General features: G+C 70.4%; 17 protein-coding genes. 7 read left to right on the top strand and 10 right to left on the bottom strand.

What is annotated here, in order from left to right; genetic code table 11:
• Nucleotides 1-2: 2 nt before the first annotated feature.
• The 3 genes from GY24_RS11900 to GY24_RS11890 all read right to left on the bottom strand — a co-directional run bounded on the left by GY24_RS11900 (nucleotide 3) and on the right by GY24_RS11890 (nucleotide 3815).
• Nucleotides 3-1154 (bottom strand): LLM class flavin-dependent oxidoreductase, encoded by a 1152-nt coding sequence (locus tag GY24_RS11900; RefSeq protein ID WP_104476030.1) that lies wholly within the window; start codon nucleotides 1152-1154, stop codon nucleotides 3-5.
• Nucleotides 1155-1326: 172 nt separating this feature from the next.
• On the bottom strand, nucleotides 1327-2256 hold the full coding sequence (locus GY24_RS11895; protein ID WP_202972940.1) for an NADP-dependent oxidoreductase: 930 nt from the start codon (nucleotides 2254-2256) through the stop codon (nucleotides 1327-1329).
• Entirely contained in the window at nucleotides 2253-3815 is a 1563-nt protein-coding gene (locus GY24_RS11890; protein WP_104476026.1) for an amino acid permease, read from the bottom strand. Before GY24_RS11890 ends, GY24_RS11895 begins: the two co-directional genes overlap by 4 nt.
• Nucleotides 3816-3972: 157 nt before the next feature.
• Between GY24_RS11890 and GY24_RS11885 the strand changes: the two genes are divergently transcribed.
• Nucleotides 3973-4392, top strand: coding sequence for a VOC family protein (locus GY24_RS11885; RefSeq protein WP_104476024.1), 420 nt, complete (start codon nucleotides 3973-3975; stop codon nucleotides 4390-4392).
• Nucleotides 4393-4580: 188 nt separating this feature from the next.
• On the opposite strand, the gene GY24_RS11880 is transcribed toward GY24_RS11885, so the two are convergent.
• The 3 genes from GY24_RS11880 to rpsO all read right to left on the bottom strand — a co-directional run bounded on the left by GY24_RS11880 (nucleotide 4581) and on the right by rpsO (nucleotide 6241).
• Complete coding sequence (locus GY24_RS11880; RefSeq protein ID WP_104476022.1) at nucleotides 4581-5483, bottom strand: LLM class flavin-dependent oxidoreductase; 903 nt, start codon at nucleotides 5481-5483, stop codon at nucleotides 4581-4583.
• Nucleotides 5484-5595: 112 nt separating this feature from the next.
• Entirely contained in the window at nucleotides 5596-5748 is a 153-nt protein-coding gene (locus GY24_RS17805; protein ID WP_162496162.1) for a hypothetical protein, read from the bottom strand.
• A 223-nt stretch (nucleotides 5749-5971) separates the two neighbouring features.
• On the bottom strand, nucleotides 5972-6241 hold the full coding sequence (gene rpsO / locus GY24_RS11875; protein ID WP_083364512.1) for a 30S ribosomal protein S15: 270 nt from the start codon (nucleotides 6239-6241) through the stop codon (nucleotides 5972-5974).
• Between the two features lie 358 nt (nucleotides 6242-6599).
• Here rpsO and GY24_RS11870 point away from each other — a divergent pair, with 358 nt between their 5' ends.
• Genes GY24_RS11870 through GY24_RS11860 form a run of 3 tightly spaced genes read left to right on the top strand, consistent with a single transcriptional unit; the run spans nucleotide 6600 to nucleotide 10116 of the window.
• The gene (locus tag GY24_RS11870) at nucleotides 6600-7403 is read left to right on the top strand and encodes a succinate dehydrogenase cytochrome b subunit (protein ID WP_104476020.1); all 804 of its coding nucleotides are present in this window, start codon (nucleotides 6600-6602) and stop codon (nucleotides 7401-7403) included.
• The gene (locus GY24_RS11865; RefSeq protein ID WP_104476018.1) at nucleotides 7400-9370 is read left to right on the top strand and encodes a fumarate reductase/succinate dehydrogenase flavoprotein subunit; all 1971 of its coding nucleotides are present in this window, start codon (nucleotides 7400-7402) and stop codon (nucleotides 9368-9370) included. Before GY24_RS11870 ends, GY24_RS11865 begins: the two co-directional genes overlap by 4 nt.
• Nucleotides 9367-10116, top strand: a complete 750-nt coding sequence (locus GY24_RS11860; protein ID WP_104476016.1) for a succinate dehydrogenase/fumarate reductase iron-sulfur subunit — start codon at nucleotides 9367-9369, stop codon at nucleotides 10114-10116. Before GY24_RS11865 ends, GY24_RS11860 begins: the two co-directional genes overlap by 4 nt.
• 21 nt (nucleotides 10117-10137) lie before the next feature.
• Here GY24_RS11860 and GY24_RS11855 read toward each other — a convergent pair whose 3' ends face one another.
• Entirely contained in the window at nucleotides 10138-11538 is a 1401-nt protein-coding gene (locus GY24_RS11855; RefSeq protein ID WP_233279335.1) for an anion permease, read from the bottom strand.
• A 258-nt stretch (nucleotides 11539-11796) separates the two neighbouring features.
• Here GY24_RS11855 and GY24_RS11850 point away from each other — a divergent pair, with 258 nt between their 5' ends.
• Nucleotides 11797-12237 carry a pyridoxamine 5'-phosphate oxidase family protein gene (locus tag GY24_RS11850; RefSeq protein WP_104476014.1) on the top strand — a complete coding sequence of 147 codons (441 nt, stop codon included), beginning with the start codon at nucleotides 11797-11799 and terminating at the stop codon, nucleotides 12235-12237.
• A gap of 65 nt (nucleotides 12238-12302) precedes the next feature.
• Nucleotides 12303-12911, top strand: coding sequence for a flavin reductase family protein (locus tag GY24_RS11845; protein ID WP_104476012.1), 609 nt, complete (start codon nucleotides 12303-12305; stop codon nucleotides 12909-12911).
• Between the two features lie 6 nt (nucleotides 12912-12917).
• Here GY24_RS11845 and GY24_RS11840 read toward each other — a convergent pair whose 3' ends face one another.
• Nucleotides 12918-13607, bottom strand: a complete 690-nt coding sequence (locus GY24_RS11840) for a response regulator (RefSeq protein ID WP_104476010.1) — start codon at nucleotides 13605-13607, stop codon at nucleotides 12918-12920.
• Nucleotides 13604-14944, bottom strand: coding sequence for a sensor histidine kinase (locus GY24_RS11835; protein WP_133161186.1), 1341 nt, complete (start codon nucleotides 14942-14944; stop codon nucleotides 13604-13606). Before GY24_RS11835 ends, GY24_RS11840 begins: the two co-directional genes overlap by 4 nt.
• A 128-nt stretch (nucleotides 14945-15072) precedes the next feature.
• Here GY24_RS11835 and GY24_RS11830 point away from each other — a divergent pair, with 128 nt between their 5' ends.
• Complete coding sequence (locus GY24_RS11830; protein WP_104476006.1) at nucleotides 15073-15930, top strand: GAP family protein; 858 nt, start codon at nucleotides 15073-15075, stop codon at nucleotides 15928-15930.
• 95 nt (nucleotides 15931-16025) lie between these two features.
• Here GY24_RS11830 and GY24_RS11825 read toward each other — a convergent pair whose 3' ends face one another.
• The gene (locus tag GY24_RS11825; protein ID WP_233279334.1) at nucleotides 16026-16853 is read right to left on the bottom strand and encodes a CPBP family intramembrane metalloprotease; all 828 of its coding nucleotides are present in this window, start codon (nucleotides 16851-16853) and stop codon (nucleotides 16026-16028) included.
• Between the last annotated feature and the right edge of the window lie 256 nt (nucleotides 16854-17109).

Here is a 17109-nt window from a genome sequence, read left to right as displayed (position 1 = left end):
GGCTAGGCCCCCTTCGCGGCGCCGAGGCCGAAGGCCGAACCGGGGGCGGCCGCCACGGCATCCGGGGCCGCGGCCGCTGCCGCGTTCTTGGCGGCCAGCAGCGAGGCGTGCGTCGGCGCCTCGGGCACGCCGGGCGCGCGGCGGGCGTCGAACTCGCGGCGGAGCGTCGGCAGCACCTCGCTGCCGAGCAGGTCGAGCTGCTCGAGCACGGTCTTCAGCGGGAGGCCGGCGTGGTCCATCAGGAACAGCTGGCGCTGGTAGTCGCCGACGTAGTCGCGGAAGCCGAGCGTCTTGTCGATGATCTCCTGCGGGCTGCCGACGGTCAGCGGCGTCTGGCTGGTGAACTCCTCGAGGCTCGGGCCGTGGCCGTACACCGGCGCGTTGTCGAAGTACGGGCGGAACGCGGCCTTGGCCTCCTGCGAGGTCTTGCCGATGAAGATCTGCCCGCCGAGCCCGACGATGGCCTGGTCGGCACGGCCGTGGCCGTGGTGCTCGAAGCGCTGGCGGTAGAACGCCACCATCTTCTGGGTGTGGGATGCCGGCCAGAAGATGTGGTTCGCGAAGAAGCCGTCGCCGTAGAAGGCGGCCTGCTCGGCGATCTCCGGGCTGCGGATGGAGCCGTGCCAGACGAACGGGGGCACGTCGTCGAGCGGCCGCGGCGTGGACTGGAAGCCCTGCAGCGGGGTGCGGAACTGGCCGCTCCAGTCGACGAAGTCCTCGCGCCAGAGCCGGCGCAGCAGGGCGTAGTTCTCGAGCGCGAGCTCGATGCCCTGGCGGATGTCCTTGCCGAACCACGGGTAGACCGGGCCGGTGTTGCCGCGGCCGAGGGTCAGGTCGACGCGGCCGTCGGCCAGGTGCTGCAGCATCGCGAAGTCCTCGGCGATCTTCACCGGGTCGTTCGTGGTGATCAGCGTGGTGGCGGTGGAGAGGTGCAGGGTGCTGGTCTGGGCCGCGATCGCGGCGAGCGTGGTCGTCGGCGAGGAGGACCAGAACGGCGGGTTGTGGTGCTCGCCGAGTGCGAAGACGTCGAGGCCGACCTCCTCGGCATGCTTGGCGATGGCGACAGTGGCCTTGATCCGCTCGTTCTCACTCGGCGTCTTGCCGGTGGTCGGGTCCTGCGTGATGTCACTGACGGTGAAGAGTCCGAACTGCATGGCGAACGCCCGCTCCTTCTCTCGCTGCTGCGAGCCTGGTTCTGGTGAGTACTGCAATTATTCCATGCGTTTGCATGTAAATGGGACAACGGATGCCGCGCCCGCGCTATTCCCGCGAATTCGACATCCGTTTCCCCCGGTTCGGAAGGCGGCACTCGGCCGCGCTCAGACACTACTCGGTGACGAGCACGATCTTGCCGCGCAGATGCCCGGACTGCAGCCGGGCGTAGGCCTCGCGCACCTGCTCGAGCGGGTACCGGGCCTCAATCGGGAAGTCCACCTCGCCGGCGGCGATGAGCTGTCCGAGCTCGGCCAGCTCCGCCCGGCCCGCCGCGGCCCCACCGACGGTCGCCACGCCGTGCTGGGCGGCGAACGGCCGGTCGGCGATGGTGTTGATGCGGCTCGGGTCGACGCCCAGGTCCAGCCCCGCCTGGATCGATGCCGCCCCGTGATGGTCGAGGACGACGGTGACGCCGGTCGGCGCAAGCGCGCGAATGCGCTTGACGAGGCCGTCGCCGTAGAGCACGGGAGTCGCGCCGAGCGAGCGCAGGTAGGCGTGGTTCTCGCGGCTGGCGGTGCCGATGACGGTGGCGCCGGCGCGCCGGGCCAGCTGCACGGCCAGCACTCCGACCCCACCGGCGGCCGCCGTGACGAGCACGGTGTCGGCCGCCGTCAGATTCTGGCTGGCCACCTCGGCCCAGGCGGTGCGGCCCACAATGTCCAGCGCGCCCGCCTGTTCCCAGCCGAGCCCGGCGGGCTTGGCCACGAGGGTGTCGGGGTCGGCGAGCACGTAGTCGGCCTGGGCGTAGAAGCGGCGCCCGCCGTACACCTCGTCGCCGACGCTCCAGCCGGTGACTCCGTCACCGACCTCGTCGATCACCCCGGAGAAGTCGTTGCCGTTCCCCGATGGCGGTTCAGCGAGGTGGTACGCGGCGGCGACGGGAGGATAGAGCGCGATCTTCCAGTCGACCGGGTTGAGGCCGGCCGCCTTCACCCGCACCCGCACCTGCCCGGCGGAGGCGTGCGGCTCGGGCACCTCGAGCACGTCGAAGACCTGTGTGGCGGGGCCGAAGGCGCTGAACATGACCGCTCGAGACATCATTCCTCCTGATCGGGTGCGCGCCGACCGCCGGCCGACGTGTCGGTGGCCTGCTGCTCGGCGGCATGCTGCTCGGTGGCATGCTGCTCGGCGGCCTCTTGCCGCCCCAGCACCGAGTGCCTCCGACTGTACGCGAAGTAGACGATCAGGCCGAGGGCCAGCCAGACGAGGAAGCGCACCCAGGTCAGCGTGGTCAGGTTGAGCATCAGCCAGACGCAGAGCGCGGCGGAGAGGATCGGCAGCACCGGCGACCACGGCACCTTGTAGGCGCGCGGCAGGTCGGGGCGCTTGCGGCGCAGCACCACGACGGCGATGCTCACCAGAACGAAGGCGGAGAGCGTGCCGATGTTGATCATCTCCTCGAGCACGCCGATGTCGGTGAGGCCGGCGAGCAGCGCGACGAGCACGCCCACCAGGATCTGCACCCGGGCGGGGGTATGCCGGGTGTCGGAGGTGCGGCTCATCCACTGCGGCAGCAGGCCGTCGCGGCTCATCGCGAAGAGAACGCGGGCCAGGCCGAGCAGCAGCACCATGATCACGGTGGTGAGGCCGGCGAGGATGCCGATGGAGATCACCTGCGCGGCCCAGCCGGCGCCGACGGCGACGAAGGCCGTCGCGAGGCTGGGCTCGGCGGCATCCGCCAGCACCCGGTAGGAGACCATTCCGGTCAGCACCAGGCTGACGGCGATGTAGAGCACGCTGACGATGGCGAGGCCGCCGAAGATGCCGCGCGGCAGGGTGCGCTGCGGGTCTTTCACCTCCTCGGCGGAGGTGGCGACGACGTCGAAGCCGATGAAGGCGAAGAAGACGAGCGAGGCTCCGGCGAGCAGCCCGAAGATGCCGTATTGGGCGGGGGCTGCGCCCGTCGCGAAGGAGAACAGAGACTGCGCCCAGGCGTCACCCTCGCCCGGCGCGGCGGGCACGGCCGGCGGGATGAACGGCGTGTAGTTGGCCGGGTTGATGTAGAAGGCACCGACGATGATGACGAACAGCACGATCGCCACCTTGATGATGGTGAACACGGCGCCAACCCGGGAGCTCAGCTTGGTGCCGAGCACGAGCAGTGTGGTGAAGATGGCGACGATGAGGAACGGACCCCAGCTGACCTCCAGGCCGGCCACGTTGATGGTCGAGGGCACGTCCCAGTTCCACAGCTCGAACACACCGCTCAGATAGATACCCCAGTACTTGGCGATGACGGCCCCGGCCGTGAGCATCTCGAGGATCAGGTCCCAGCCGATGATCCAGGCGAGCAGCTCGCCGAGGGTGGCGTAGGTATAGGTGTACGCGGAGCCGGCGACGGGGATCGTCGAGGCGAACTCGGCGTAACACATGATCGCCAGCGCACAGGTGACGGCGGCGAGCACGAAGGCGAGCGTCACCGACGGCCCGGCATAGCTGCCGGCGGCCTTCGCCCCGACCGAGAAGATGCCCGCGCCGACCGCGACGGCGACACCCATGATCACGAGGTCGAAGGTGCCGAGCGTGCGGGTCAGGCTGCGGTGCTCCAGGTGCGAGTCGGCCAGCGAGGCCTCAATGCTCTTGGTGCGCCAGATCGACATGCAGCCGAGATTACTCCGCAGCCACCCCGATGCAGAGTTTTTCTCAGGATTGCGTGCCGCGGCATCCATCGGCCGACAAAAGGGGCTTGCGGATGCCGGCACGGCGCGGCAACCTGAGGGGCACACGCTCCCCCACCCTCAGAAAGCGAGCCGAGCAATGCCCTCCTCGATCTTCGTCAACCTCGCCGTGAACGACCTGCAGCGCTCCCGCGACTTCTACAGTGCGCTCGGGTACTCCATCAACGAGAACTTCTCGGATGACAACGCGATCTGCGTCGTGCTGAGCGACGCCATCTACGCGATGCTGCTGAAGCCGGACTTCTTCAAGACGTTCACCACGAAGGAGCTGATCGACGCACAGAACAGCATCCAGGTGCTGAACGCGCTGGACGAGCCGAGCCGGGAGGCGGTCGACGCCCACTTGGGCAAGGCGCTGGCCGCCGGCGGCACCGAGACCCGCGACGCTCAGGACATGGGCTTCATGTACAGCCGCGCCTACGCCGACCCGGATGGCCACGTCTGGGAGATCCTCTGGATGGACCCGGCCGCTGCCCAGGACGGCCCGCCCGACATGTAGGGCGCCGCCTTCCCGTTGCTCTCCCGTTGGCTCGAGGGAGCTTGCGACCGAAGCCAACCCCGCGCCTTCCCGTTGGTCGAGTAGGCCCGCCAGGGCCGTATCGAGACCCGGTTCCAGCGCGAAACTGCGCCAGGGCAGAGGTCTCGATACGCTCGTTCCTCGCTACTCGACCAACGGGTGACGCGGGATCAGCGGAGCGCCGCCAGCCGGCTCGCGGCCTCCTCGAGCACGGACTCCGAGCCGGCGTAGATCCCCTCCGGCCGCGGCCAGTGCACCATGACGTCGGTGAAGCCGAGCTCTCTCGCCCGGCCCACGCTGTCCTCGAACGCGCCGACGCTCTCCAGCGCGAACTGCCCGCCGGAGTCCAGCGACAGGCTGCGGCCGAAGCCGGCCGGGTCGACGCCGTCGGCGGCCAGCTGCGCGTCCAGGCGCGCGCCGAGCGCGGCGACGCCCTGCCACCATTCCTCCCCGACAACGCCGTCCGGCCCGGTGGTCACCCAGCCCTGCCCGAGTCGGGTGGCCAGCCGCATGCTGCGCGGCCCGTTCGCCGCCATCAGGAACGGGGTGCGCGGGTGCTGCGGGGGCGCGCCCACCATGCGCGCGCCGGCGGCCGCGAAGTGCTCGCCGGCGAAGGAGATGCCGCCCGCGGCATCCGGCTCGCTCGCGCCCTCCTCGCCGCGGAGCAGCACGTCGAGCCCCTCGGCGAACTCCTCGAAGCGGTCGAAGCGCTGCCGGGCCGTGAGCGGCTCTTGCCCGAGCACGACGGAGTCGAAGCCGGTGCCGCCGGAGCCGAGCCCCAGCACGAGTCGCCCTCCGGAGATCTGGTCAAGCGTGGCGACGTCCTTGGCGAACGGCACCGGGTGCCGGTAGTTCGGCGAGGCGACGAAGGTGCCGAGCCCGATGCGCCCGGTCACCATCGCGGCGGCCGTCAGCGTGGGGATGGTGGCGTGCCAGCGCTCCCCCGCGAGGCTCCGCCAGGACAGGTGGTCGTAGGTCCAGGCGTGATCGAAGCCGAGCTGCTCTGCACCGCTCCAGTAGCGGGCGGCTTCCGGCCAGTCGAATTGGGGCAGGATGACGATTCCGAAGCGCATGCGCCGAGCCTAGACGCTCGGGCGCGAACGCGCCGCAGCCCGCGCCCGCGCGCCCGCGCACGCGAAAGGCCCCGCTCGAGAACGAACGGGGCCAGGGTGCGCGACTCTCGGCCTACCTGCCGAAGAGGCGCGCGAAGAAGCCGGGCTCCTTCGGGTCGTTCTCGTGGCCCTGGCAGCGGTCGGCGCGCGCGACGCCGCGCATCACCGCGTCGACGTGCTGGCCGCATCCGGCCCACGTCGTCTTGCCGCACTTCCTACACTTCACTGCACTGCACACGCGAAACAACCTTCTGTCGATCAATTGATGGGGATACCCGGTGGGTATATAAATACCCTAGGGGTATCCGGCTGGGAGTTTGCCCCGCCGGTTCTCGGCAGGCTCGATCAACGGGTGGGCCGGGCACGCAAAACGGGCCGCCACCCGAAGGTGACGGCCCGTTTCACAAGAAGTTCGCGTAATCAGCGAAGATCTCCCGTTTCGGCTGCGACTAGCGGCGCAGTCCGAGACGCTCGATGAGCGAGCGGTAACGGTTGATGTCGACGTCGGAGAGGTATCCGAGCAGACGACGACGCTGGCCGACCAGGAGGAGCAGGCCACGACGCGAGTGGTGGTCGTGCTTGTGCTCCTTGAGGTGCTCCGTCAGGTCCTTGATGCGACGCGTGAGCATTGCAATCTGAACCTCGGGGGATCCGGTGTCACCGGGGTGGGTCGCGTACTCTTCGATGATCGCCTTCTTGACATTAGCTTCGAGTGCCATAGAGGAATCCCCTTTTCTCTTTGTTGCGCGGTGCCCGGGGCCGGATGCCTGGGCTCTCTTTATCCGCGGCCGTTCAGACGGCAACCTCCAAAGTTTAGCAGAGTGCTGTACCTGCCGCCGAACAGGGCGTGGGTTGGCTTCGGTCGCTGGCGCTCCCTCGAGCCAACGTGGGAGGGACTGGCTTCGGTCGCAAGCTCCCTCGAGCCAACGTGGGAGGGATGATTGGCTTCGGTCGCAAGCTTCCTCGAGCCAACGTGGGAGGGGGCTTCACTTGCAGGCGGGTGCCGGGCTATCGTGAAGCTGTCACTCCCCCGCCGCCGGAGTCGGGGTCCAGGCACGTTCGCGAGCGGGGGCACGGATGTCGAGCACGGCACACACCAGCCAGAACACGAGCCGGCGCGCGCCCCAGGCCAGCGCCCAGAGTGGGTCGCAGCGGGGTTCGCAGAGCAGTGGCCGCCGGGCCGCTCCCCCACGGCGACGGCCGTTCCTCTCCAACTTCACACTCAAGGTGATCATGGCCGTGACCGGCCTGATCTTCGCCGCGTTCGTGCTCGTGCACATGATCGGTAACCTCAAGGTGTACCAGGGCGCGGAACACTTCAACGCCTACGCCGTCTGGCTGCGCACGCTGCTGGAGCCGCTCTTCCCCTACGAGGGCGTGCTCTGGGCGCTCCGCATCGTGCTGATCGTCTGCCTCGTCGGCCACGTCGGCGGCGCGGCGATGCTGGTGGCGCGCGCCCGGCGGGCGCGCGGGCCGTTCCGCCGCAGGCGCCTGCCGATGCGCTCCTTCCTGGCCCGCACGATGCCCGTCACGGGCGTGGTGCTGCTGCTGTTCGTGATCTTCCACCTGCTCGACCTGACCACGGGCACGCGGCCCGCGGCGAGCGCCTCCTTCGAGCACGGCACCGTCGACACCAGCCACGCCTACGAGAACCTGATCGCCAGCTTCCAGCGACCGGAGGTCGCGCTGTTCTACATCCTCGCGATGGTGGTGCTCGGGATGCACCTGGCACACGGCCTGTGGACGGCCACCCACGACCTCGGCGCGACCAGCCACCGGCTGCGCGCCATCGCCGTCGCGGTCTCCGGCATCCTCGCCATCGCCATCATGCTGGGCAACATCTCCATTCCCGTCGCCGTTCTGCTGGGGGTCGTGCAATGAGTGCAGTCTTCGACAGTGCAGCAATCAATATCGACGCCCTGCGGGACATCGGCGGGATCATCGACGGCGGAGCGCCGGCCGGCGACCCGGCCGGGGCGTGGGCCGACCGCAAGCTGCATTACAAGCTGGTGTCGCCGCTGAACCGCCGCAAGTTCGACGTGATCGTCGTCGGCACGGGACTGGCCGGCGCCGCCTGCGCGGCCGCCCTCGGCGAGCTCGGCTACAACGTGCACGCGTTCACCTTCCACGACGCGCCCCGGCGGGCGCACAGCGTGGCCGCGCAGGGCGGCATCAACGCGGCCCGCGGGCGCAAGGTCGACAATGACTCGCTCGCCCGCTTCGTCAAGGACACCGTCAAAGGCGGCGACTTCCGTGCCAGGGAGGCCGACTGCTGGCGCCTGGCCGAGGAGAGCGTGCGCGTCATCGACCACATGGAGGCCGTCGGCGCCCCCTTCGCCCGGGAGTACGGCGGCCAGCTGGCCACCCGCTCCTTCGGCGGAGTGCAAGTCAGCCGCACCTATTACACCCGCGGGCAGACCGGCCAACAGCTGCAGGTGGCGGCGTCCCAGGCGTTGCTCCGGCAGGTGGCGGCCGGCACCGTCACGCTGCACACCCGCAGCGAGATGCTCGACCTCATCGTCGCGGACGGCCGGGCGCAGGGCATCGCCGTGCGCGACCTGACCACGGGCGACATCTGGGCCCAGACCGGGCACGCCGTCGTGCTGGCCACCGGCGGCTACGGCAACGTCTTCTTCAAGTCGACGCTGGCGAAGAACTCCAACGTGACGGCCGCGTTCCGCGCGCACAAGCGCGGCGCCCTCTTCGCCTCCCCCTCGTTCATCCAGTTCCACCCGACGGCGCTGCCGCTCAGCTCCGAGTGGCAGTCCAAGACGATCCTGATGAGCGAGTCCCTGCGCAACGACGGCCGGATCTGGGTGCCGAGCGCCCCCGGCGAGACGCGGCCGGCCAACGACATCCCCGAGGCCGAGCGCGACTACTACCTGGAGCGGCGCTACCCCGCCTTCGGCAACCTGACCCCGCGGGATGTCGCCTCCCGCGCGGCCCGCGACGAGATCGACGCCGGCCGCGGCGTCGGCCCGCTGAAGAACGGCGTCTACCTGGACTTCCGCGACTCCCTGGCCCGCCTCGGCCGGAAGGTGATCGAGGAGCGCTACGGCAACCTGTTCGAGATGTACACGGATGCCACGGGCGAGAACCCGCTCGAGGTGCCCATGCGCATCGCCCCCGGCGCGCACTTCTCGATGGGCGGGCTGTGGACCGACTACGACGCGATGGCCTCCATCCCCGGCCTGTTCGTCGGCGGCGAGGCCGGCTGGGCGTACCACGGGGCCAACCGGCTGGGCGCGAACTCGCTGCTCTCCGCCTGCGTGGACGGCTGGTTCACCCTGCCCTACGCGGTGCCGAACTTCCTGGCGCCGCTGCTCGGGCAGCAGGCGCTCCCCGCCGACCACCCGGCCGTGGTGGGCACGGTGGCCGAGGCGCGCGCCGTCGTGGATGCCCTCGCCGCGTCATCCGGCACCCAGGGCCCGGACCGCTTCCACCGCCGCCTCGGCGAGATCCTGTACACGCACTGCGGCGTCAGCCGCACCGCGGAGGGGCTCAGCGAGGGCATCCGGCTGATCCGGGAGCTGCGGGCCGAGTTCCGGACCGATCTGCGGGTCGCCGGCAGCCCGGACGGCTTCAATCAGGAGCTGGAGCGGGCCGGCCGGGTCGCCGACTTCCTCGACCTGGCCGAGCTGATGTGCATCGACGCCCTCGACCGGGAGGAGTCCTGCGGGGCGCACTTCCGCTTGGAGCACCAGCTGAGCGACGGCGAGGCGGCGCGCGACGACGCCAACTGGTCGTTCGTCTCGGCCTGGCAGCACGGCGCCAGGCCGACCCGCCACAACGAACCGCTGCACTTCGACTCGGTGCTGCCGGAGACAAGGAACTACAAGTCATCATGAGACTCACCCTGAAGATCTGGCGCCAGCGTTCCGGCGACGACGTCGGCGGGTTCGAGAGCTACGAGCTGGACGGCGCGGGCGCGGAGTTCACGCTGTTGGAGGCCCTCGACAAGCTCAACGACACGATCGTCGCCGGCGGCGGCGAGCCGGTCGCCTTCGACTCCGACTGCCGGGAGGGCGTCTGCGGCAGCTGCGGGGTGACAGTGGACGGCGTGCCGCACGGCCCCGTCGCGAACACCCCGTCCTGCCGGCAGCATCTGCGCAGCTTCCCCGACGGCGGCACCGTCACCCTCGAGCCGTTCCGCTCGGCCGCTTACCCGGTCGTGAAAGACCTGGTCGTTGACCGCTCCGCCCTGGACCGGGTGATCGAGGCGGGCGGCTTCGTCTCGATCGACGCGGGCACCGCCCCGGATGCCGACAGCCACCAGGCCAGCCACGAGACCGTCGAGGCGGCGCTCGACTTCGCCGCCTGCATCGGCTGCGGCGCTTGCGTCGCGGCCTGCCCGAACGGCTCGGCGAACCTGTTCACCGGCTCGAAGCTCGTGCACCTCTCCCTGCTGCCGACGACACAGGAGGAGCGGGGCAAACGGGCCGGCGCGATGATCGGAGCCATGGAGGAGGAGTTCGGGCCGTGCTCCGTCTACGGCGAGTGCGTGCAGGTGTGCCCGGCCGGCATCCCGCTCGCCGCCATCGCCGGTCTCAACAAGGAGAAGCTGCGCGCGGTGCTCCGCGGCAAGGACAACTAGCCGCGCCGCCGGTGCGCTGCGTCACCACATGCCGAGCAGCATCATCCAGAGGCTCGAGGACACCGTCCAGATGGCGATGACGACGATGCTCATGATGAAGCCGACCCGGAACCACTCCGGCACCTTGATGTAGCCGGAGCCGTAGATGACGGCGGCCGGACCCGACGCGTAGTGGGTGAGGGCGCCGAACAGGTTGCCGATGAAGCCGAAGACGAGGGCGGCGAACAGCGGCGGGGCGCCGGTGCTGATCGCCGCGCCGAGGAACACGGCGTACATCGCGACGATCTGGGCGGTGTTCGAGGCGAAGAAGTAGTGCGCGTAGAAGTAGACCAGGGTGAGGATGGCGAAGGCGACCAGCCAGGGCAGGCCGCCGACGGCGCCCGCGACGCTGTCGCCCACCCAGGCGATCACCCCGAGCGCCTTGAGCTGGTCAGCCATGCCGATGAGCACCGAGAAGAAGATCAGCGTGCTCCAGGCGGAGGAGTTCTCTGCCATGTCCTTCCAGGTGATGACGCGGGTGACGAGGAGGATCGCGACGCCGACGAACGCGGCCGCCGTCGCGTTGATGCCGAGGGTGTTGCCGAGCATCCACATGAGCAGCAGCAGCACGAAGGTCGCCGTCATGACGATCTCGCCGCGCGACATCCGCCCCATCGCGGCCAGCTCGCGCCTGGCCTGGGCGGGCGCCTCCGGCGTCTTGGTGATGCTCGGGCCGTACACCTTCGTCATCACCCAGGGCACGGCGACGAGGCTGAGCAGCCCGGGCACCAGCGCGGCGAGCGCCCAGTTGCCCCAGGTCACGTCGATGCCGAGCTCGATGGCCTCCTGCTGCGCGATCGGGTTGCCCGCCATGGCGGTGATGAACATGGCCGACGTGATGGCGTTCACCTGGGCGCTGGTCAGGGCCAGGTAGGAGCCGAGCTTGCGCCGCGACTCATCGCTGTCCGGCGTCGACCCCCGCTCGATGCTGAGCGAGGCGATGATCGGGTAGATGACGCCGCCGTTGCGGGCCGTGTTCGACGGCGTCGCCGGGGCGAGCACCAGGTCGGTCAACGCCAGCCCGTAGCTGAGCCCCAGTGCGGAGCGGCCGAGCTTGGTGATGAACCAGAGCGCGATGCGGCGCCCCAGGCCGGTCAGCAGGAAGCCCTCCGCGATGAAGAATGCGGCGACGATCAGCCAGACGGTCGAGTTCGCGAAGCCCTTCAGCGCCTCGGTGCCCGGGTCCATGGTGCCGGTGATCATGGCCAGGGCCAGCCCGATCAGGGCGACGGACGGCGTCGGCAGCGGCTGCAGGATCAGACCGAGGATGGTGCCGACGAAGATGCCGAGCATGTGCATGCCGCGCGGGTCGACACCCTCCGGGGGCGGAATGACGTAGATCACGACGGTCACGAGGAGGATGGCCGCGACCTTCAGCGTCATGCTGAGCCAGGGCGGGCGTCGGGTGGACGCGGCGGTACCGTTCCCGCCTCCGCCGGATTCTGATCGCGATCGTGCCATCGTTGTCCCCACCCACTCGGTGAAACCCCGCTCGACGAGCCCGCCGCGCTGCAGGCCCCGTGTGCGGAACAGCATAGCGACGGCCAACCCCATGCCGTCAAGGGCGGCGGGCCACGGGTTCAGAGAACGCTGCACGCTCCAGCGGGTGCGGTTCTGGCATCGGCGTGTCAGGATGAGGGCATGGCCACAGATGAAGCCCCGATCATCGTCCTCTCCCCCGCGGAATCCTGGGAGCTGCTGTTGTCGGCGAGCCTGGGCCGGCTGGCGCTGACCGTCGGCGGCGTGCTCGACATCTACCCCGTGAACTACATCGCCCACGACGACGTGCTCACGATCCGCACCTCAGAGGGAACGAAGCTGCTCGAGCTCACCATCAACTCGAACGTCGCCTTCGAGATCGACGGCGTCGGCCGCGAGGAGGGCTGGAGCGTGGTCGTCAAGGGCACCGCGCGCGTCTTGGAGACGGAGGCCGAGATCGCCGGCGCCGAGCAGCTGGCGCTCCAGCCTCTCGTGCCCACCGAGAAGCACGTGTGGGTGCGCATCGTTCCGAGCGAGATCAGCGGGCGGCGCTTCCGGCTCGGCCCGCCGCCCGAGGACACGCGCAGCTTCACCAACGTCTAGCGCGGACGGCCGTTCGGCCGCCGCGCGGCCTTCCTCCCGCACCGCACTCCTGCTTGACTGGCCTCATGCCGACGCACTTCTATCGCCCCTCCGAGGGGCACCGCCTGCCGCACGACCCGTTCAACGCGATCGTCGCCCCGCGCCCGATCGGCTGGATCGGCACGCTCTCGACCGCGGGCGTGCGCAACCTCGCCCCGTACAGCTTCTTCAACGCGCTCTCCTACACGCCGCCGCTGGTCGGCTTCTCCAGCACCTCACGCAAGCACAGCGCCCGGAATGCGGAGGAGACGGGCGAGTTCACCTGGAACTTGGTCACCCGCCAACTGGCCGAGCAGATGAACGCCAGCTCGCTGACGGCGGATGTCGACGAGTTCGCCGCGGCTGGGCTGGAGGCGGCGGCGTCCGTCGAGATCGCGGCGCCCCGCGTGGCCGCCTCGCCGGTGAGCTTCGAGTGCCGGGTCGCCGACGTCGTGCCGCTGCGCGGCGCGGACGGCCGGTCCTCGCGCGGCGTGTTCACGATCGGGGAGGTGGTCGCCGTGCACATCGACGAGGCGCTGCTCCAGGACGGCGTCTACCAGACGGCGCTCGCCCACCCGGTGATGCGCGGCGGCGGGCCGACGGCGTACTTCGAGGCGCTGGCCGAGGGGCGCTTCGACCTGGTGCGGCCGGCCTAGGGCCGCTCAAGCGGCGAGACCGGCCTCGCGGGCAATGACGGCGGCCTGCATGCGCGACCGGCACCCCAGCTTGCCGAGCACCCGCGACACGTGCGTCTTCGCGGTGGCCTCGGTGATGAACAGCGCCCGCGCGATCTGCTGGTTGGACAGGCCCCGCCCCAGCTCGGTGAGCACGTCCCGCTCACGCTCCGTCAGCGGCTCAATGCGCGGGTCGATGCTGGCCTCGGCCACCGCGGTCGCCGTCGCTGCGCTCCCCGCAACCGGGGTCGGTGCGGCCGCGAAGGCGCCCAACAGGGCGCGGGTCACCTCGGGGGCCAGCACGCCGTCGCCCGCCGCCACCCGGCGCACCGCGTCAATGAGCTCGGCCGGTTCCACGGTCTTCAACAGGAACCCCACGGCCCCGGCCCGCAGCGCCTCGAAGACGTACTCATCGAGGTCGAAGGTGGTGAGCACGAGCACATCGGATGCCTGTTCCTCGACGATCGCGCGGGTCGCGCGGATGCCGTCCAGGCCCGGCATCCGAATGTCCATCAGGATCACGTCGGGGCGCAGCGCCCGGGCCAGCTCGATCGCGGACTGGCCGTCCTCCGCCTCGCCCACCACCTCGATGTCGGGGGCCGTCTCCAAGATCAGGCGCAGCCCCATGCGGATCGCCGCATGGTCGTCGGCGAGCGCCACACGAATCGGCCGACTCACGCGGCACCCGCCAGCGGGAAGGAGGCGACCACGCGCCACCGCCGGGCGTCGTCCGTCGCCCCCGCCTGCAGCCGCCCGCCGAACGCCGCCGCCCGCTCCCGCATGATCTCCAGCCCGGCGCCGGAGCTCAGCGCGGCCGAGAGCCCGGCTGGCAGAGCCGGCACTCGCTCCCCCAGCTCGTTCTCGATTCGCAGCTCCAGCCCGTCTGCCTCGGCGCAAAAGCTGATCTCGACCGCGGATCCCGGGGCGTGCTTCACGACGTTCGTCAGCGACTCCTGCACAATTCGGTAGAGGGTCTGGCCGAGTGGTGCAGAGACCCCCTCTGGCGAATCGCCCCGTATCCGCACGCGCACGCCGGCGCTCTCGGCGGCATCCGTCAGCGCGCGCAGCGACGCGATCGACGCCGTCGGTGCCACCGCGGTCGGCGCCGACCCGGCACGCTGCGCGGCGGAGCCACTCGCGCCGTCGGTCCCGGCCGGGAGCTCCGACGTGCGCAGGACGACGATCATCGCCCGCATGTCCTCGAGCGCCGCGATGCTCGACGCCCGCGCCAGCTGCAGGGCATCGCGCTCGGGGCCGGCATCGGCGGTGCCGCCCGCCAACGCCGCGGCAGAGTGCAGGGCGATCGCCGAGAGCCTGGACGCGATCGCGTCGTGCAGGTCGGCCGCCATGCGCGAGCGCTCCTCCTGCACCGACTGGTTCCTGTCGAGCAGCGCGATGCGCTCGCGATCGCGTGCCCGGGCCTGCTCCACCGCCAGGCGCTCCAGAGCGAGGTCCGCGATCTCGCCCTTCTGGCGCAGATCGTTCCCCCACCAGAGCGGCACTCCGAAGAGCGCGCCGAACTGCAGCAACGACCAGGCGAACGGGACCTCGCGTGCGGCCGTGACCGTGCCGAGGGCCGCGAGCAGCACGGCGGCCAGGGCGGCCAGCCCGTAGACGACGCGCCGGGTGCGGGGCCCGGCGAAGCGGGCCACGGTGTAGAGGGCATCCGCCACGATGACGAACATGATGACGGAGCCGCCGAGGGCGGCATCCGCGGCGAGCGCCAGCACGCTCAGTGCCACGCTGAGCAGGGTGCGCCGTCGCCGCAGCAGAGCGGCCAGTCCGCCCACGAGCACCGGCACCAGGTGCAGCCACCGCGCCGCCGACTCGCCGCCGAACGCCGTGTCCCAGTAGCCGAGCTGGCCCCAGAGCACCAGGATGACGCCGAGCAGCACGAAGAGCACCGCGTTGACCGCGTCCCTCGCGTCCGGGCTTCGGCGGGCACGCCGCATGAGCGCTCCGCCGCCCGCGTGCAGGGCGCTCGCCGCGCTCCGGGGGTTCTCAGATGTGCTCACACCCCAGTTCAGCACATCGGGGGCGCACCGTGCGTCGGCCAAACGATGTACGGCCGGCCCGCGGCGAGAGCGGAACGTCGCCCTTTTGCCCGACGACACCGCCGCCGCGGGCTGCGAGCGTTGAGCCCATGTTCGAAATCCTCTCGCTCGCCGCGAGCATTCCCGCACCCGGCTTTGCCCTCGACTCCGTCGACGAGCTCTGGCGGAGCGGGTTCCCCCTGCCGCTCGCGCTCGGCGGGCTCGCACTGGTGGACTCCGCCAGCTTCGGCACGCTGCTCATTCCGCTCTGGCTCCTGCTGGTCCCCGGCCGGCTGCGGCCGGCACGGGTCCTGCTCTACCTCGGCACGATCGTGGCCTTCTACTTCGCGGTGGGGCTGGCCATCATGGCCGGCGCGAACGTGCTGCGCGCCGACCTGGAGCGGTTCCTCGCGGCCACGCCCGTCATCTGGGTGCAGTTTCTGCTCGGGGCCGGCCTCCTCATCGGCAGTTTCCTGATCGACACGAAGAAAGCGGGCGCCGAGCCCGGGCGCATCACCGTGTGGCGGGCCAGGGCGATGGGCGTCAGCGGCGCGGGCCCGGCGGGGCCGGGGGCTGCGGCGCTCGGGGGCGCGGCTGTCCCCGGCACCGTCCGCGACACCTCGATGCTGCCCCTGATGGCCCTCGCCCTCACCGCCGCGGGCATCGAACTCGCCTCGATGCTGCCGTACCTGGCCGGGATCACCCTGATCACCGGCGCGAACGTCGGCTGGGCGGCATCCGCCGGCCTGTTGGCCGCATACTGCCTCGTGATGGTGTTGCCGGCGCTGCTCGCGCTGGCGGCGAGGCTGTTCGCGGCCGGAGCCGTCGAGCCCCTGCTGCAGCGGCTGAGCGGCTGGTTGAGCAAGAACGCGGCCGAGACGACCGCGTGGATCGTCGGGATCATCGGCTTCCTGCTGGCGCGGGACGCGGCGCTGAAGCTGTCGTTGTTCGACGGCTTCCTGTCGTAGCAGGCAGGGTTTCGACAGGCTCAACCAGCGGGAGCGGCCGACGCGGCCGGGGTGTCGGCTTCGGTCGCACGCTCCCTCAAGCCAGCGGGTGGCGGTTAGCCGCCGAACCACTCCGGGTTGTGGGCGTAGACGATGACGAGGAACACCACCAGGTCGAACAACAGGTGCACCGTCACCACGTAGCTCAGCGAGCGCGTCATCCGGAAGATGGCGCCCTGCACCAGCGCGAACGGGATCGTCAGCAGAGGGCCCCAGCTCTGGTAGCCAAGCTCCCAGAGGAACGACACGAACACCACAGCCTGCAGCCCGTTCGCCAGCCAGACGGGGAAGTGCCGGCAGAGCAGGGTGAACACGGTGCAGATGAAGAACAGCTCATCCCAGATGCCGACGGCGTTGACCCCGATGAACAGGCGGATGACGGCATCCGGCTCGTGCACGGCCGGCCAGTTCTGGTAGCTGCCGCTGGAGATGAAGTAAACCGGCAGCAGAACGATCGCCATCACGACGACGGCGCCGAGGTAGATCCACTGGGCGCGCGTCCAGCGCCCGCTCCCCCGCCACGGGAAGCGGATCACACGCTCCCGGTACGCGAAGCGCTGCACCAGGTAGGGCACCGCGACGGCCGAGCCGAGCACGACGGCGAACAGCGCCATGTTCGGGTAGTCGATGTTGGCCTCGAGCGAGATGGTGCTGATGATCACGAGGCCGAGCGCGATCAGCAGCAGGTCGCGGAACAGGGTGCGGTCGACGATCCAGGCGGAGGCCACCCCGAGCAGCAGCACGGCGTAACCGGCGAGCGGGATCTGCACGCCGAACAGCAGCACCGCCGAGCCGCAGACGAGGGCGGCCGGCAGCAACTTCCAGCTCAGCGCGGGCAGGGCGCTGGCGGCCGAGGGAGACGGGGCGACGGATGCGGGCTGCACGCGTTCAGCATGACACATGCCGGTCGGCCGGCACACAACGCTGACGACACTGGCCACCGTCCGACGCCCGGCCTATGCTCGGCGCATGGCGCAGCAACAGCATCGACATGAACTGCATCGACACGAACAGCATCGGTGTCTCATCGTCCCGCCCTATCTGCTCGAGGCGGTCGCCCGGGCGGAGGCCGGGCGCTTCGCCACCGCGGCCCGGGCCGCCCGGGCCTCGCTCGAACACGACCGGCCGCTGCGGGCTGCA

Origin of the sequence: Microterricola pindariensis, from assembly GCF_002936985.1 — a bacterium.
Lineage (GTDB): Bacteria > Actinomycetota > Actinomycetes > Actinomycetales > Microbacteriaceae > Microterricola > Microterricola pindariensis.
This window is presented reverse-complemented; position numbering and strand designations above follow the sequence as displayed.

Coding starts and splice junctions, on each gene's coding strand:
- GY24_RS11900 (WP_104476030.1), bottom strand. CDS start 1,154: ATGCAGTTCGGACTCTTCACCGTCAGTGACATCACGCAGGACCCGACC.
- GY24_RS11895 (WP_202972940.1), bottom strand. CDS start 2,256: ATGATGTCTCGAGCGGTCATGTTCAGCGCCTTCGGCCCCGCCACACAG.
- GY24_RS11890 (WP_104476026.1), bottom strand. CDS start 3,815: ATGTCGATCTGGCGCACCAAGAGCATTGAGGCCTCGCTGGCCGACTCG.
- GY24_RS11885 (WP_104476024.1), top strand. CDS start 3,973: ATGCCCTCCTCGATCTTCGTCAACCTCGCCGTGAACGACCTGCAGCGC.
- GY24_RS11880 (WP_104476022.1), bottom strand. CDS start 5,483: ATGCGCTTCGGAATCGTCATCCTGCCCCAATTCGACTGGCCGGAAGCC.
- rpsO (WP_083364512.1), bottom strand. CDS start 6,241: ATGGCACTCGAAGCTAATGTCAAGAAGGCGATCATCGAAGAGTACGCG.
- GY24_RS11870 (WP_104476020.1), top strand. CDS start 6,600: ATGTCGAGCACGGCACACACCAGCCAGAACACGAGCCGGCGCGCGCCC.
- GY24_RS11865 (WP_104476018.1), top strand. CDS start 7,400: ATGAGTGCAGTCTTCGACAGTGCAGCAATCAATATCGACGCCCTGCGG.
- GY24_RS11860 (WP_104476016.1), top strand. CDS start 9,367: ATGAGACTCACCCTGAAGATCTGGCGCCAGCGTTCCGGCGACGACGTC.
- GY24_RS11855 (WP_233279335.1), bottom strand. CDS start 11,538: ATGACGCTGAAGGTCGCGGCCATCCTCCTCGTGACCGTCGTGATCTAC.
- GY24_RS11850 (WP_104476014.1), top strand. CDS start 11,797: ATGGCCACAGATGAAGCCCCGATCATCGTCCTCTCCCCCGCGGAATCC.
- GY24_RS11845 (WP_104476012.1), top strand. CDS start 12,303: ATGCCGACGCACTTCTATCGCCCCTCCGAGGGGCACCGCCTGCCGCAC.
- GY24_RS11830 (WP_104476006.1), top strand. CDS start 15,073: ATGTTCGAAATCCTCTCGCTCGCCGCGAGCATTCCCGCACCCGGCTTT.